The sequence below is a fragment of the Micromonospora sp. HUAS YX12 genome (assembly GCF_040215685.1).
Taxonomy (GTDB): domain Bacteria; phylum Actinomycetota; class Actinomycetes; order Mycobacteriales; family Micromonosporaceae; genus Micromonospora; species Micromonospora tulbaghiae.
Window position 1 is genome coordinate 5519053 of the sequence record NZ_CP157974.1, and the last position, 15857, is coordinate 5534909.

11 protein-coding genes are annotated in these 15857 nt (G+C 74.3%); 1 reads left to right on the plus strand and 10 read right to left on the minus strand.

The window, feature by feature from the left end:
* Positions 1–5 precede the first annotated feature (5 nt).
* Positions 6–953 carry an acyltransferase domain-containing protein gene (locus tag ABIH81_RS26325; protein WP_349877550.1) on the plus strand — a complete coding sequence of 316 codons (948 nt, stop codon included), beginning with the start codon at positions 6–8 and terminating at the stop codon, positions 951–953.
* Here the strand turns inward: ABIH81_RS26325 and ABIH81_RS26330 are convergent, their stop codons facing one another.
* The 10 genes from ABIH81_RS26330 to ABIH81_RS26375 all read right to left on the minus strand — a co-directional run bounded on the left by ABIH81_RS26330 (position 954) and on the right by ABIH81_RS26375 (position 15820).
* Positions 954–1529: an adenylate kinase gene (locus tag ABIH81_RS26330; protein WP_349877551.1), complete on the minus strand. Its 576-nt coding sequence runs from the start codon at positions 1527–1529 to the stop codon at positions 954–956. It lies immediately after the preceding gene.
* 49 nt (positions 1530–1578) lie between these two features.
* Positions 1579–2802: a multidrug effflux MFS transporter gene (locus ABIH81_RS26335; protein ID WP_334460717.1), complete on the minus strand. Its 1224-nt coding sequence runs from the start codon at positions 2800–2802 to the stop codon at positions 1579–1581.
* Between the two features lie 250 nt (positions 2803–3052).
* Complete coding sequence (locus tag ABIH81_RS26340; protein ID WP_128138996.1) at positions 3053–3979, minus strand: hypothetical protein; 927 nt, start codon at positions 3977–3979, stop codon at positions 3053–3055.
* A gap of 24 nt (positions 3980–4003) precedes the next feature.
* Positions 4004–4678, minus strand: coding sequence for an NAD(P)-binding domain-containing protein (locus tag ABIH81_RS26345; protein WP_349877552.1), 675 nt, complete (start codon positions 4676–4678; stop codon positions 4004–4006).
* Entirely contained in the window at positions 4675–5133 is a 459-nt protein-coding gene (locus ABIH81_RS26350; protein ID WP_349877553.1) for an acyl-CoA thioesterase, read from the minus strand. Before ABIH81_RS26350 ends, ABIH81_RS26345 begins: the two co-directional genes overlap by 4 nt.
* A complete protein-coding gene (locus tag ABIH81_RS26355; protein WP_349877554.1) occupies positions 5130–10829 on the minus strand; it encodes an SDR family NAD(P)-dependent oxidoreductase in 5700 nt (1899 codons plus the stop codon). The genes ABIH81_RS26350 and ABIH81_RS26355 overlap by 4 nt, the downstream gene beginning before the upstream one ends.
* Positions 10826–11767, minus strand: coding sequence for an enediyne biosynthesis protein UnbU (locus ABIH81_RS26360; RefSeq protein WP_349877555.1), 942 nt, complete (start codon positions 11765–11767; stop codon positions 10826–10828). Before ABIH81_RS26360 ends, ABIH81_RS26355 begins: the two co-directional genes overlap by 4 nt.
* A gap of 14 nt (positions 11768–11781) precedes the next feature.
* Entirely contained in the window at positions 11782–13662 is a 1881-nt protein-coding gene (locus tag ABIH81_RS26365; protein WP_349877556.1) for a CRTAC1 family protein, read from the minus strand.
* 29 nt (positions 13663–13691) lie between these two features.
* A complete protein-coding gene (locus tag ABIH81_RS26370; RefSeq protein WP_349877557.1) occupies positions 13692–14657 on the minus strand; it encodes a DUF1702 family protein in 966 nt (321 codons plus the stop codon).
* A gap of 104 nt (positions 14658–14761) precedes the next feature.
* A complete protein-coding gene (locus tag ABIH81_RS26375) occupies positions 14762–15820 on the minus strand; it encodes an IS630 family transposase (RefSeq protein WP_349877558.1) in 1059 nt (352 codons plus the stop codon).
* Positions 15821–15857: the final 37 nt, after the last annotated feature.

The window sequence follows — 15857 nt, forward strand, 5'->3', positions numbered from 1 at the left end:
CCGCCATGGATGTCGATGACGTCGCCGGCCGGCTCGGCGTGCCCGGCGAGGAGGTCGACCGGGTGCACCGGCTCGCCGGTGACCGGCCCTCCGCGCCGCTGCCCGCCCGGGCGGACGCGCCCGCCCTGCTCGACCGGCTCGGGGTACGCCCCGACGACGCCGCCGAGATCCTGGCGGCCTGGCCGGAGCCCAGCTCACCACTGTGGACTCCCGAGCTGCGCTGGCTGCTCGACCGCTCGACCGCCCTGGTCCGCGCCGACCTCGGCGGTTACGCCTGGCTGACCCCGGGCCCGGCGCTGCCGCGCGACCGGGGTCCGGCCTGGCGGCACCTCTACGTCTACGCGTACCTCGCACTGGTCGACGCCGTGCGCGCCTACCACCGCGACCACGGCGTCCCCGACGACGTGTCCTGGGCGACGCTCGCCGACCTGGGCAACAACCTCGCCGTCGACCGGCGGATGAACGGCGAGGGCTGGCCGGTCATGCAGAGCTGGCTGACCCTGCACGTGCGCGGTGGCCTCTACGAGCTGGGCCGGCTCCAGCACCAGCGCGGCGACGGCGGCGCGATCGGCCTGCACATCCCGGACTCGGGACCGCTGACCCCGGAGGCGGTCGACGCGTCGCTGGAACGGGCCCGCGCGTTCTTCCCGCGCCACTTTCCCGGCGAGCACTACACCGCGTTCTCCTGCGGCTCCTGGCTGCTCGATCCGCAGTTGGGCGAATACCTTCCGGAGGACTCCAACATCATCCGGTTCCAGCGGCGGTTCACGCTGGAGCCCCACCAGGAGCAGCCCGGCCTGGACGGCGACACGGAGGTGCTGCGGTTCGTGTTCCGCACCCTGGACACGCCGCTGGACCGGCTGCCGCGCCGCACCGCGCTCCAGCGCGCGGTGATCGACCACATGCGGGCGGGCCGACACTGGCAGTGGCGCCAGGGCCGCTTCCCGATGTAGTCACGTCAGCGGCCGCAGGCCGCCCCGGTCCGGCCCGGCGTGCGGTGGCACCGGCGCTCCGCGCGCCAGCCAGCCGTCGAGAGCGGACGGGTGGTCGAACAGCAGCACCGGTGGCCCGGCCCTGTCGACCGCCCAGGCCCGCATCCGCCGCCGCGCCCGGCCGAACCCGGTCAGGTGCCACACCAGGATCGAGTCGCGGGACAGCACGCTGCGCAGCGTCTCCCGGTTGCCGTTGCAGATCAGCTCGCCGTCGGCCAGGCGCCGCAGCGTGCGCCGCAGCAGCCGCCGGAACGAGACCCCGCGCGGGTAGTCCAGGCCGATCACCAGGTCGGCGCGGCCCAGGACCACGTCCCGCCAGCCGTGGTACGCGCCGTCGACGATCCACCTGTCGCGCCGGCAGATCGCCTCGATCCGGCGTCGCTGCTCGGCCACCGGCACCTCGACCCAGCCGGGCTCCCACAGCAGGTCGTCGACCGGTTGCCAGGGCAGGCCGAACCGCTGCGCCAGATGCGCGGCGAGCGTCGACTTGCCGGAGCCGTGGATGCCCTCGACCAGGATGCGGGCCGGGGCGGTCATGGCAGCAGCGTAGGCACCGCGCGCACCCGGCGCGACCCGGGCGGCCGGGTCAGTGCGCGACAGCGACCGCCGGTGCCGCCTCCAGGCCGGCGAGCTGGGACGGCCGGACGACGACCAGCAGCACCAGCAGTGCCGCCACCATCCCGCCGGCCACCACCAGGGCCATCGCCACCGCGCCGGTGCCGAGCACGCCCACCAGCGGCGCGGCCACCGCGCCCACGCCGAACTGCACCGCGCCGAGCAGTGCGGACGCGGTGCCGGCCGCCTCGCCGTGGCGGGACAGCGCCAGCGCCGGGGCGTTCGGCATGGCCAGGCCCGCCGCCGCCAGCACCAGCCACAGCGACACGAGCAGGGCGGGCAGTCCACCGAAGCCGGTCGCGGCGAACACCACCAGGGCCAGCCCGGCGACCGTGCCCGCCGCCAGCGAGGTCACCAGGATCCACTGCGACGGGTAGCGGCGCAGCAGCCGCACGTTGTACTGGGTGGCGCCGATCAGGCCCACCGCGCCCGCGCCGAACGCCAGGCCGAACTCCTGCTCGTCGAGCCCGTAGGTGTCCTGAAGGACGAACGACGACCCCGCGACGTACGCGAAAAGCGCGGCCATGGCCAGCCCGGCGACCAGGACCAGGCCGACGAAGACCCGGTCCCGCAGCAGCCCGCCGTACGTCAGCACGGTCGCGACGACTCCGCCGCGCTGGCGGCGCGCGGGTGGGAGCGTCTCAGGCAGCGCGAGCGTGGCCAGCGCGACGAGCAGCACCCCGAAGGCGGCCAGGACCACGAAGACGCCGCGCCAGTCGGTCCACCGCAGCACGCCGCCACCCAGCGTCGGGGCGAGGACCGGTGCCGCGCCCATCACCAGCAGCAGCCGGGACAGCATCGTGGCGAACGCCGACCCGGTGAACAGGTCACGCACCACCGCCATCGCGACCACGGCGGTCGCGGCGACACCGAGGCCCTGCACGACGCGCAGGACGCCGAGGACGGCGACGTTCGGGGCGACCACGCACAGCGCCGACGCCAGGATGTGCAGCAGGAGACCGGCGATCAGCGGGCGGCGTCGCCCGACCGCGTCCGACAGCGGCCCGATCAGCAACTGCCCGACGGCGAGCCCGGCCAGCGTGCCGGTGAGCGTCAGCTGGACCGCCGCCGACGTGGTCGCGAAGTCCGTGACGATCGCGGGCAGCGCGGGCAGGTACATGTCGATGGTCAGCGGACCCACCGCGATCAGCGAGCCGAGGACCAGCACGAGCTTGAGCCGCTGACTCCGGCTCATCAGGTCGCCCGGGGTGGGCGTCGGGGCGGCATCGGTCTTCTGGGGCGTCCCGGTCCGGTCGGCGTGCGGCCGGGCGCGAGAGGGTGCGGCACTCACACCCTGAGTCAAATACGCCTTCGGTGATCACATTCCCGTCTCGGCGAGAGGTAACGCAGGTCACGCGCACACCACCGGTGCGGTTGCGCCGCCGGACACCAGCCGGCGACCGCTGCCGGTGCCGGCTGAGCCGGCACCGGCAGCGGTGGGCGGCTCAGTTCCAGGGAGCGGTCGGGAACCAGCCGACGCCGAAGAGTGCCGGCACTCGCACGTCCCAGTAGACGACGAGGAACACGCCGACGAGCACCAGCGCGACGCCCGACAGCACGGTGCCACGCCGGCTCGGAGCGTTGAGCAGGCGCCCGCCGGTCAACCTCGATGCGAGCACCACGACGAGGACCATCACCAGCATGTTGCCGAGCGTCTGCAGGCCGAAGACGGCCGCGCCGTACGCCGGGTTGTGGTCGGCCACCGCGTAGAGGAAGAGCTTGTGGAAGAGCGGGAACGGGCGGCCGATCAGGAAGGCGCCGATGATGACGCCCAGCGCGACCAGACGAGCCCGCGGCCGGCCGGCGAACGGGTCCGGAACCAGCTTCAACGCCGCCAGACCGAGGTAGAGCAGGGCCAGGCCGGCCAGCCCGAAGACGACCGACGCCTGCACGAGGCGCACCGGCACGCCCCCGGCCGTGGTCGCGGTGGACAGCTGCGGCAGGCGGTCCCCGAGCAGCACGCCCACGGCGCCGTAGGTCAGCGCGACCGCCATGCTGCCGGCCGTGAGCCAGCCCAGCGGGGCGAGCAGTCCGCGCAGTCCGGACGCCGTCGTCTCCCTGGTGACCTGCGGGACCATCCCGAACGCGGCGACGTTGCAGGCGGTGAACGTACCGGCGAGGCCGGACACGAAGGCGAAGGCGAGCCCGGCGGCGGAGCCGCCGATCGCCGTCGCCTTCGCGTCGTGGCCCAGGAGCGAATTGGCGATGTTGTCGCCGATCACCGAGTCGACGAAGGTGAACGACCAGGCGACGGCGAGCAGCACCCCGGCCACCGCGCCCGCCACGGCGAATCCGAGGGCCGCGGAGGTGCGGCCCCGCGGTGTCGCGTCGACGGTGACTACCGGGACTGCTTCCCGGTCGGCTACGGACATGGTTCCTCCTCGATGTGTGATCGGTTACGGGAGACGCACACCCGGCGCCGCGGGTGCGTGGAGCGATCGCACCGGGCCGTCCGGGCCGCAGATGTGCAGCCCGATCCGCCCGTGTACGCCGTGGCGCTGGTTGACGGCCTGCAGAAGCATGGCCAGGGACTCCAGTTCCCGGGCGTGTTCGAGCCCGCCGACGTCGAGCGGCGCGAAGCCGAGCCGGGACAGCAGCGCACCGGCGAGCCCCTTGGCCCCGGCGTCGTCGCCGGCCATCGGCAGGGAGACCGGCAGCCCTCCGCAGAGCGGCTCGCCGACCATCGCCGCGGGCACGGTGTTCAGCGCCTTGACCACGTGCCAGCCGGGCGCCGCCGCCGCGATCAGGTGGGCCCCCGACGAGCCGGGCGGCGGCACCTCCTCACCGCCGAGGGCCGGATTGGTGACGTCCAGGAGCGGACGGCCCCGGCCCGGCACCGGGGTCTCGGTCAGCACGCGGCAGGCCGGACCGAGCGGAACGGCGAGCACGACGAGCGAGGCCCGTTCGAGGACGACGCGGATGTCGGCGGCGAAGGCGCCCGGTACGCCGGCGGTGGCGGCGGCCGCGGCGCCGGGCGTCCGTCCGGCGAGCAGCACGCTGCAGCGTGCGGCGGCGACCGCGCGGGTGATGGCGACGCCCATCCGTCCGCAGCCGATGACACCGACCGTCATCGCACCCACACCCCCGCCGCGGGACGGCGGTAGACGGCGAGCGCGGCCGCCAGGTCGGCCGGCACCGGGGCGGGCTGCAACCGGCCGTCGACCCGCTCCATCACGGCCACTGTCTGCCGGCCCCGCGCGATCAGCTCGCCGGGAGCGCCGTCCGTACGGACCCGGCGATAGTCGAACCCCATCGTGATGCGGTTGCCGTTGAGCTCGACGAGCGACATCTCGATCTCGACCGTGTCGAAGGCGTGGCTCTCGGCATAGAACTCGACCGACATCGACACGGTGACCAGAGCCAGCCCGTCCGACAGGGCGGCGAGCACGGAAGGCGCCTGCTCGGCGAGGAAGTGCTCCCGGCAGTGCCCCTGCCAGTGGGCGTAGTGGGCGAAATAGACGTTTCCCACCAGGTTCGTCTCGTCGAATGTCACCCGGTGCCGGTAGCGGTAGACCGGGGCGCTCATGCCGGCGTCCCCACGCACACCGCGACCTGCCGCGCGTCCCCGGCCGTCCGCAGCAGCACGCTGCTCAACACGTGGTCACCGCTGCGCAGGCCGAGCGTGCCGGACGGCTCCCGGCCGGTGAACACCAGCGGCGCCGAGGGCCCGAGCCCGAGCTTGCGGGTCACCTCGATCGCCGTCCACACGCGGACGGCCGCGGTGGCCTCGTCCTCCCCGGACTCGGCGGCGAGCCGCACGGCGAGGGCCCGGTGTCGTTCCTCAAGCGGCGGCGGGCGGTCGTCCACACGTTCCCAGTCGACGCCGACCGGGCCCCGGGCCACGGTCACGAGCACGAGGTCGTCGAGGTGACTGGCCGAGACGCCACCGCCACCCGGCACCGTGACCCGCCCGTCGCCGGCGTGCCGTGCGCCTCCGGGCTCGCCCAGCGCGGCGCCGGTGAGCCAGTCGGTCAACCGGACGGTGGGTCCACCGTCGCCGCGCGTCGCGGGGAGCACGGCGGCGTCGATACCCGGATGCCGGTGCCGCAGCCGCCGGGCCACGGCCGGACCGGCGAGGAACGCCGGCATCCCGGACCAGCCGATCTCGGCCACCGAGCGCAGGACCAGCCCGGTCCACTCCTCGACGGGGCGCCCCGACTCGTCGGTCACCAGCACGTCGTAGACGAACTCGGCGCCGTCCTCCGCGCGCTGCCGGGCGGTGACGGTGAGCACGCCGGAGGGCCGGTGCCACACGGTGATCCGCTCGACGGAGACCGGAAGCACCCGGTGGTCCGGGACGCAGCCCTGCAGCCCGTGCAGCACGGCGTCACGGGCACCCGGGTCGCCGAGCCGCAGCGACGCGTCGAGGTACATGCCGAACCACGCGGTGCCGGGTTCGGCGCGGACCGAGAACACGCACCGGTACGCGCTCAGCGCGTGATACCCGCGCACCCGCCGGAACGCCGGCCCGTGGAAGTAGAGGCCGCCGTAGAGGCCCGCCGCCGGCAGGCCCGGCTCCCCGAGCCTCGGGGCCGGCGCCGGCACCGCCGGATCGGGTGCCGGCACGGCGCCCGTGGTCACGGCCGCCGCGAAGTGGTCCACCGCGAAGCCGGTGTCGTCGCTGCGCAGCGCGGTCTCCACCCGGCCGTCGTCGTGGACCAGAGCCGCGACCCGGATGTCACGCCGGTCGGTCACCGTGACCGGCCGTTCGAGCCGTACGCCGGTGAGGCGCACCGGCGTCCCCGGCGCCCCCGTGAGCGCGGTGGCGGCCTGCGTCATCGCCTCCAGGCCCAGCACGGCGGGCAGCAGCGGAACGCCGTCGACGACGTGGTCGGACAGGTAGGGGTCGGTGCCGGCGGTCAGGGTGGCGCCGAGGACGCTCTCCACCCCCGGGGTCGACGCCAGCACCCGCTCGGCGAAACGCCCGCCGGTGCGGTCGTCGTCGCGGTAGCGCAGGGTCGGCCCGGCGGGCAGCCGGCCGGCGGCCAGCACGCACGGCCCGGTGTCCGGCGCCGCCAGCAGGCGCAGCAGCAGGTCGGTGCCCGCCGGGACGCTGATCGGCTCGAGCCCGTCGCGCACCAGCGCGTCGAGAACCCCGAGGCGGACCCCCATGCCGACGCCCGACCAGGCCGACCACTGCACCGTCAGCCAACGGGTGCCGGGCCGCTCCCGTGTCAGCTCCGCACAGCGCCGGGCGAGCCACTCGTTGGCGACGGCGTACTCCGACTGGCCCGTCAATCCGGTGCGGCCGATGACGGATCCGAAGGCGACGGCGAAGCGCAGATCGTCGCCGAGGGCCGCGACCAGGTGGTCGAACCCGCTGGACTTGGGCGCCAGCGTCGCACGGAGACCCTCGACTGTCACGTCCTCGATCCGCCGAGGCGTGTTGTGGCCGGCGGCGTGCAGCAGCCCGCGTACCGGTCCGTACCGGTCCTGGACAGCGGTGACGACGGCCGTGACGGCGGCCCCGTCGCTGACGTCGACAGCGCGGTAGTCGGCGGTGATCCCGAGAGCGGTGAGCCGGTCCAGGCCGGCCCGGACCTCGGGGTCCGTGACGGGGCTGCGCCCGAAAAGCATCGCCGTGGCGCCGGTGGCCTGGCACACCGCGGCGGCGCACTCCAGCCCGATGCCCTTCGCCCCGCCGGTCACCAGCAGCATGTCGCCGGGGACCAGCGGAATGCGCTCGTCCCGGCGGGACAGCGCAAGGGGAGCAGCGACCCGGGTGGTGCGGACACCGTCCTCGTCGTAGACGGCCTCGACGTAGCCGGTCCAGTCGACGGACGCCTCGGCGACGAGCTTGAGGCAGCGGTCGTCCACCGGGGTCTCGGCGACCATCACCGCGGCGCCCGGCCGCTCCATGGCGATGCTGCGGCCGACCGCGGCGCCCACGCCGCCGTGGTGCAGCACCACCAGCGGCAGCCCGTCGGCCGCGGTGGCGCGCAGCGCGGTCACGACCAACTCCGCCGGCACCGTGAGGCCCGGTGGCAGCAGCAGCAACCGCGCGTCCGGGGTGTCGGCGGCCGGGAAGTGCTCGGCCACCCCCTTGCTCAGCGGATGGTCCTCGGTGCCGAGCACGGTCCAGCCGCGCCGGGCTCCCGGCCGGACCGTCGGGGCGGCCGACTCGACGAACCGGTCGGTGAAGGCGCGCACCCAGCTGGCGATGCCGGCCGGCGGGGCGTCGGCCTCCCCGGCCGCGGGCAGCGTGGCGAGCATCGCGGCCAGTTGGTCGATGGTGGCGTCGGCCAGGGCCGCCGGGACCGCGGGCGCCGACCGGCCGACCGCCGCGGCGGCGTCCACGGCCAGCTGGCTGACTCGCAGCGAGCTGAGGTGCAGGTCGGCGACGAGCCGGGTGTCCGGGCTCAGCGTGGCCGCGTCGAGTTCGACCATGGCCGCCACCCGCCGGGTGACGGCGCTCAGCAGGTCGGTGTCGTCCACAGTGACCGCCGGCGGGGTGGCCACCGGTGCGGGCGCCGGACGGGGACGAGGCTGCGGCGCCCGCGCCGGCCCGCTGGTGTTCTCGCAGGGGTTGCGCAGGAAGACCGGCCGCCAGTCCGGCGTGAGCCGGCGGCACGCCCGGCGCGCGTAGTACGCGCCCACGTCCGGCCCGGCGCCCGTCGCGAACAGCGCGGCGGTCACCGTGGCGACGCCGTGCTGGCCGGGAGCGCCCGAGTCGAGAGCCACCACGCGGGCATCCGGCAGATGCGCGGCCAGCCCGGCCAGCACGGCGCCCGGGCCCACCTCGATCAGCAGGTCGGTTCGCTCGGCCAGGCGCGCCAGCGCGTCGCGGAAGCGGACCGGCTCGACGAGCTGACGGGTGAGCAGGTCGGCGAGGTCGGTGCCGGTGCCGAGCCAGTCGCCGGTCACCGTGGAGCAGACCGGCCGTCGCGGTGCCCGCCCGGCGAGTCCGGTGAGGTGATCGCGCAGGGCGAGGCTCGCGGGGGCCATCATCGGCGAGTGGAAGGCGTGCGAGACCGGCAGTGCGGTGGCCCGCAGGCCGGCGGACGAGGCGCCGGCGATGAACCGGGCCACCTCGGCGGCCGGGCCGGACACGGTGCACTGCCCCGCGGAGTTCTCCCCGGCGACCACGACCGGGCCCGCGCGGAGCAGCTCGCGAACCCGGTCCGCGGGCCCGGCGACGGCGGCCATCGCGCCGCGACCCGGCGCGTCGCTCATCAGCCGGCCGCGAACGCGGACGAGGTCGAGGGCCTCCTTGTCGTCCAGTGCCCCCGCCCAGCACAGCGCGCCGATCTCGCCGAGGCTGTGCCCGACGGCCGCCTCGGCCTCCACGCCCAGCCGGCGCAGCCAGTTCAGGCCGGCGAGCGAGGCCCGCAGGATGGCGGGCTGGGCGACGGCGGTGTCCGCGACGGCGCCCGCCGTGATCCCGAGCTCCGAGTCGTACCCGGCCAGCGGCCCGTCGAGCAGCTCCCCCAGCGCGCCCGCGCTCGGATGGACCGGGGATCCCTGTCCGGAGAACAGATAACCGATCCGGGGCGCCGCACCCGCACCGAGAAAGACACCGGCCTCCGGGTCGAACAGCTCGGTCTCCGCGTCGGCCAGCGCGGTCACGGCGCGCCGGGCGGCGCGTACCAGGCCGTCCGGGTCGCGTACCACGGCGGCGAACCGGACGGCGCCCGCGGCGACCGGCTCCGCGGCCGACGTGGCCGCGAGATCACCCAGTTCCGCGCGGGACAGCCGGCCGGCCAGGTCGGCGAGGCCGGTCAGCCGCGCGGTCAGGGCCGCACGGTCGGCCGCCGCGCACACCACGACCTCGTGGGACGGCAGGGGCCGGGCGGCCCGGCGCTCCGCGTCGGTGACGACCCGGCGGGTGGTGGGCGAGATCCCGCCCAGCACCACGTGGGCGTTGATGCCGCCGAAGCCCATGGCGCTGACCGACGCGTACCGGTCCGGGCCGGGCCACGGCGCCGGCTCGTCGGTCACCACCAGGGGCGACCCGGGGACGGCGAGTGCGGGATGCGGTGACTCACAGCCGGTGGTCGGCGGGATCACCTGGTGGTGGATCGCGAGTACCGCCTTGATCATCCCGGCGACCCCGGCCGCCGCCTTGGTATGTCCGATGTTCGCCTTCACGCTGCCGAGCACCGCCGGGAGGCGGCGGCCGGCGTGCAGGTCGCGCAGCGCGGACAGCTCGGTCTCGTCACCGACCGCGGTGCCGGTGCCGTGCCCCTCCACGAACGACACCTGCTCGGGAGCGAGACCCGACCGGCGGTACGCGCGCCGCAGCGCGAGCAGCTGACCGGCGGGCTCGGGCCGGGTCAGCCCGCCGTTGCCGTCCGACGACGTGCCCCAGCCGTGCAGCCGGGCGTACGGCCGCAGGCCGTGCTCCGCGGCGAAGTCCTCACGGCACAGGACCAGGATCCCGCAGCCCTCCCCCGGCAGGAACCCGGTCGGCCGCGAGTCGTAGATCCGCATGTCGCCGGCGGCCAGCGCGCCCACACGGGCGAAGCCGACCAGTTCCAGCGGATCCAGGCTGAGGTCCACACCGCCCGCCAGCGCGACGTCGAGATCGCCGTCGGCGAGCATCCGGGCAGCCGTCGCAACCGCCATCAGGGACGAGGCGCAGGCTGCGTCGACCGTGTAGCCGGTGCCGTGGAAGTCGAAGTGGTTGCAGATCCGGCCGGCGATGGTGTTGGACAACGCCCCGGCGAGCGTCTCCTCACCCGGCGGCGGGAACGGTTCCTTGTACCGGTCCTCCGCGGTGGCGAGCAGCTTCTCCCGCTCGGCGTCCGACAGGTCCAGCCCCGCCAGCGTCTCGGCGAGCAGCCGGTGCACGTAGGGCCAGCGCAGGCGAAGCCCGTTGGCGCGGCTGAACTCGCCGGTCATCGAGTTGCCGAGCATCACGCCGACCCGGTCGTTGGGCAGTCCCGCACCCGCCGGGCAGCCGGCGTCGGCGAGCGCGTCCGCGGCCACCTCCAGGGCCAGCCAGTGGGTCAGGTCGACCGCCCGGAAGACCTCACCGGGCACGTGAAAGCGGGACCGGTCGAACACCCAGTCGCTGAGGACGGCGGCGCGGTCGACGTACGTGTGGTCGACCTCGTCGGGCCCGGGCCGGTGGTAGTCGGCGACCGGCAGCCGTTCCGGTGGCATGGGCCGGAAGGCGCGCCGGCGCCCGAGCACCGTCTGCCAGAGCTGCCCCGGGTCCGCGGCGTCCGGGTAACGGCAGGCCATACCCACCACGACGATCGGGGCTCCCGTGCCGGTCATACCCGGGCTCCGACCGGGACGGCGGGCTGGGAGGCGAGTTCCGGCGCACCGGTTCCGGTGACCGGCTGCCGCCGCTCGCGGATCCGGCGGGCCGTCACGATCACCACCCAGCGGCCGACGCACACGGTGGTGAGCGCGAAGAACAGTCCGAACTCGATGTGCAGGAGCACGAGCGTGCCGTAGACCGCCGCGGTGGCCAGACCGAACACGATCTGCCGGCGGGGCGCGTGCGGCGTGGTTCCGGGGTCGGTGATCATGTAGTTGGTGAACAGCACGAACGCCACGCCGGTCATCGGCAGGAGGGCCGCCACCAGAGCGTGGTCGAAGATCACCGTCCGCAGCACCGCCTGCCCGGCGAAGCCCGCGACCCAGGCGGCGACCAGCGGCCCGCGCCGGGTCAGCTTGGCGTTGAGCATCGTGCCGGCGGCCAGGATGGCGCCGGGCACCACCCAGTCCCAGATCCCGTTGATGTTCGCGGTGAACTGGTACGGCGGTGCGATCCCCACCCAGGTGAAGCACAGCAGCGTCACGACGATGCCGAAGTTGCTCGGGTTGAGGACGTGCTTCGCCGGTCCGCCGGCGGTGCGGCGCACCCGCACCACGTACTTGCTCGCGATCGCGACGGTGACGGCGAACAGTGTGGGCCACAGCCGCTCGTTGCCGTAGAGCAGCATCGCGCAGGCCAGCCCGCCGATGTGCGCGGGCAGCAGGAAGTTGGCGAGATCGGCGGCGGAGCCGCGGTAGCGGACCGGGCGGCGCTCGACGCGGGCCTCGAGTGTCTCCAGGAGAAGTTCGAGGGCGTACGCGGTGAGCAGCGCGGCGATCGGCGTGAGCCACGACTGCTCGAATCCGAGGACCGTGTGCCCCAGCAGCGTGAACACGGTGATGGACAGGGCGAACCGGCGCAGCGCGACGATCCGGGGGTCCTTGTTGGCCATGGTTCTCTCCTCGATCAGGACTCGGGTCGCAGCGTGACCGTGTGCCAGCCCGAGGCGAGCGTGGTGCTCGTCTCGTGCTGTCCGGCGGCGTCGCGCCAGGTGATCCGGACCTGGGCGGACGGGCTGCCGCCGAGGCCGAAGTACAGTTCGTCGGCGTTCACGCCGGTGTGCCCGTTGGCGGGGTACAGCTGGTCGGTCAGCGTCGTACCGTCGGCGCGGCGCACCTCGACGCGGGCACCGATCGCCGCCCGGGTCGCGCCGTTGGCGGTGGGCACCACCAGCCGCAGCCCGAGGTGGGTCGTCGCCGGACCGGTGTTGCGGAACAGCTCCGAGGCGGCCCACTGGTTGGCGACCGCCATGTCGAGCCGCCCGTCGTGGTCGACGTCGCCGACGGCGATGGCCCGGGAGGCCTGGGTGCTCGTCATCCCCAGCCGCTTCGACACGTCGACGAACCGGCCGTCCGGGCCGCGTACGAAGAAGGGGTTGCGCTCGTGCCCGGACAGGCTGTCGCCGGGCCGGAAGTTCGGCCAGGCCCAGGGGTACTTCAGGAAGGTGTCGTTGGCCATCGCGAGTTCCTGGAGCTCGGCCCAGCGGTCGGTATCGCCGTGCAGGAAGCCGACCGCCTGGGTGATCTCGCGGCGGCCGTCGGCGTCGAAGTCGGCGGCCTTGATGTCCCAGGCCCAGCCGCTGCGGGACAGCCCGAGTTCCTCGCTGCGGTCCCGGTACGGCGCGCGCCCGGAGGTGAACCGGCCGCCCGTGCTGACGAAGGCGAAGTTGCTCTCCTGCAGGGCGAACGGCGAGGTGATGTTGCTGACCAGCAGGTCCGGCCGGCCGTCGGCGTTCAGGTCGTCGAAGGCGACGCCCATGCCCTTGAACGAGTCGTGCCCGATCACCTTGGACTTCGGGGCCAGCGGGTCGCGCGTGCCGCTCACCTCGCGGAACTCGGGCCGGCCGGGACGGGACTCGTTGACGAGCAGGTTGTCGGGCCCGAAGTCGTTGGCGAAATAGAGCTCCGGCAGGCCGTCGCCGGTCAGGTCCTGCGCTCCGGTGGCGAGGGTCCAGGCCCGCGCCTGGCCGGTGGTGAAGGCGTCGGACCGGTCGGCGTACGCGGGAACGGGCACACCGCCGGCTCCGGGGGTGTTCCCGTCGAACATCAGGAGGCGGTTACGGCCGCCGTTGCGGCCCAGGGACATGGAGTCCTGCATCCGCATCACCGGATCGTCGGCGGCGGTCCGGTCGAGCACCCGGGCGCCGTCCGGGAAGTAGTTGCCGATCAGGATGTCCAGGCCGCCGTCGCCGTCGACGTCGAGGACGTTGGCCGTGGTCGAGTTCCAGATCTCGCCGGGAGCGACCACGTCGCTCGCCCGGAAGCCGACGGTGCCGGGTGCGCCACCGCCGGGCTGGCGCAGGTAGAGCAGCGGTACGCGGCCCCAGAAGTACACCAGGACGTCGAGTGCGCCGTCGCCGTTGAAGTCGGCGGGGAGGCATCCCATGGGCGCGGTGGTGCGGGCGTCGTACTCGACACCGGTCGGCTGGAGGGCGACGGCGGCGTACCGCTCGCCGGTGCCGGGCACCGGGGCCACCGTGACCGAGTCGTCGCGGGGGTCGACCAGGCAGCGGTCGTTCGGCAGACCGTCGCCGTCGAGGTCGCCGAGGCCGACGCCCGCGCCGACCGCGGAGATCCACGCGGCGAGATGGTTCAGTGCGGGCTGGACCTCGCGGAGCCGGCGGGTGTCCCCGGCGGCGTTCAGCGGGGCCGACGTGAAGGCGAAGCGGGCGCTCAGGGCGTCGGCGTCGGACGCGGAGACCGACGGCAGCCGGGTGAACAGACCGGCCACGACGCACAGCAGCACGGCCAGGGCGGGTACGAGCGTTCTACGAACAGCGGACGGCACAGGTTCCCCCTCGGATGGTCGCGGGCGGATCAGAGCGACGCGAGCAGCACGCGGGCCCGGATTCGCTGCCGCCACGTCTGGTACTCGACCGGGCCGGTGGCGGGCGTGCGGAGGCCGGCTTCGGCCTCGCGGGTCCAGGCCGCAGCGGTGGGCGGGTCGGTGCCGGTGAGCGCGTGAACGGTGGTGGCGAGTTCGGGTGGAGTCCAGCCGCTGCGCTGCCAGGCGGCGGCGGCGAAGGCCACGCCCTGACCGAGGTCACCGGCGTGCGCTCCGGCACGGTCGCGCAACGTGGCGAGACCCTCCGGCGAGATCCCGCCGGCGTACGCGGCGGCGAGGCCCACGCCGCTCCAGGCGTCGCCGTGGTGCCACTCCGGCAGCGTGGCGACGAGGTCCGCCACGCGGGTGGGTTCCGCGGTGCCGCGGAACCACAGGCTGCGGCCCACCCCCTGGTAGCGGATGGCGCAGCGCTCGGAGCACCGGCGCGGGTGGGCGGTGATGCGGCGCAGCCGGCCGGCGTCGGCGAAGAAGCCCGCGGAGAAGCCCCAGCCGTCGAGCGCGAGCCAGCGCAGCAGCGGGTCCAGTCCGGACAGCCGGGCCCAGAACGGCCAGCGCAGCTTGGCCATCGCCCAGCCCACGCCGACGTGGATCAGGTGTACGTGGGCCGGGCCGTGCAGGCGCAGCACGGCCGGCAGCCGGCGGCTGCCCGGGACGAGAAGGTCGAGCAGGGCGGCCTGCATGGCCAGCCCTTCGACGGCGAAGCCGCGCAGGGAGTCGGGCCGGTCGTCGAATCGCGGGGGCGTGCCGGCGGGGGCGGCGAGTCCCGCGTTGAAGCCGTCGAGGAAGGTTCCCGCGGCGGTCTCCAGCCTGGCGCGAAGCTCGGGCGGGTCGGACGCGAAGCCCCGGACCGTGAAGTCGGCGAGGCGGTCCGGCTGATGCAGCAGGCGGCGCCAGCTACGGGGGCGGGTTTCGTCGAGCGTGGTGTTGTCGGTTCTCATGACGCTCCCGCGGGGTCGGTCCACATGTCCGTGCGGGCGCCAGTCTGCACATCCATTCTTGAAGAAAACTTGAATTACATATAGTAATTCGCCGCCTGATCTCCCTACTGATCTGCGCCAGATGTTCGTTGAATAAATCGACCGAAGGACTCGATGATCTCGTCGGGCGTCTTCGTCCAGGTGAAGGGGACGGGGTTCTCGTCCCGCTCCGCGACCCACGAACTGATGTCGGCCTCCAGGGCCTGCACCGGCTGCGGGGTGCCGCGGAGGACCATCTGGTCGGCGAGGAAGCCGAACCAGCGGTCGAGCTGGGTGACCCAGGCCGAACCGGCCGGGGTGACGTGTACGCGGAAGCGGGGGTGCCGGTCCAGCCAGGACGAGATGGCGGGGGTGTCGTGGGCGCCGTGGTTGTCACAGACGAGGTGGACGTCCAACTCGGCGGCGACCGAGGCGTCGACACGGACGAGGAACCTCTTGAAATCCGCCGCCCGGTACCGGCGGCTCGCGGCGGCGCCGTCGGCGACGGCGCGCGCCGCGTACAGACCGGCGGCGCCGGCACGCAGGTGGTCCTGGGCATGCCGTCCGGGCGCCGCCGACGGCCCCGGCTGGATCCGTGCCGTCTCGTGCACCACGAGCGCGACCGCGCCGGAGGGCGGGTTCAGATACAACCCGGCCACGTCGACCACCTTCGCCATGAACACCGGGTCGGTCGAGAGGTTGAACGTGGGATCCCGGTGCGGCCTGAGGTTGAATCTGCGCCAGATCCGCCCGATGGTCGACCGCGAGAGTCCGGTTCTCTCGGCCATCGATCTGCGGGACCAGTGGGTGGCACCCGGGGGTGTCTCCTCCAGCGTGGTCACCAGCACCTCCTCCACCCGGTCGGCACCGATCGACGGCGGCCGGCCCGGCCGGTCCCGGTCGACCAGACCCGCCAGACGCCGTTGCAGGAAACGGCTGCGCCACTTCCCCACCGTCGGCCGCGACACCCCCAGGTCGGCCGCCACGGCGGCGTTCGTCGCTCCGGGTTCCGCACACGCCAGGACGATCCGGCACCGCAGCGCCAGAGCCTGGGAGGACTTCGCTCGCCGCGACCAACGCAGCAGCGTCGCGCGCTCCTCGTCGGTCAACACCAACTCGGCCCTCGGCCGCCCGGTCCTCGGCACACGACCCAGGCTACATATAGAGAACCAATTTCAGGCG

Coding starts and splice junctions, on each gene's coding strand:
- ABIH81_RS26355 (WP_349877554.1), bottom strand. CDS start 10,829: ATGACCGGCACGGGAGCCCCGATCGTCGTGGTGGGTATGGCCTGCCGT.
- ABIH81_RS26340 (WP_128138996.1), bottom strand. CDS start 3,979: ATGTCCGTAGCCGACCGGGAAGCAGTCCCGGTAGTCACCGTCGACGCG.
- ABIH81_RS26325 (WP_349877550.1), top strand. CDS start 6: ATGGATGTCGATGACGTCGCCGGCCGGCTCGGCGTGCCCGGCGAGGAG.
- ABIH81_RS26335 (WP_334460717.1), bottom strand. CDS start 2,802: ATGAGCCGGAGTCAGCGGCTCAAGCTCGTGCTGGTCCTCGGCTCGCTG.
- ABIH81_RS26350 (WP_349877553.1), bottom strand. CDS start 5,133: ATGAGCGCCCCGGTCTACCGCTACCGGCACCGGGTGACATTCGACGAG.
- ABIH81_RS26330 (WP_349877551.1), bottom strand. CDS start 1,529: ATGACCGCCCCGGCCCGCATCCTGGTCGAGGGCATCCACGGCTCCGGC.
- ABIH81_RS26360 (WP_349877555.1), bottom strand. CDS start 11,767: ATGGCCAACAAGGACCCCCGGATCGTCGCGCTGCGCCGGTTCGCCCTG.
- ABIH81_RS26370 (WP_349877557.1), bottom strand. CDS start 14,657: ATGAGAACCGACAACACCACGCTCGACGAAACCCGCCCCCGTAGCTGG.
- ABIH81_RS26345 (WP_349877552.1), bottom strand. CDS start 4,678: ATGACGGTCGGTGTCATCGGCTGCGGACGGATGGGCGTCGCCATCACC.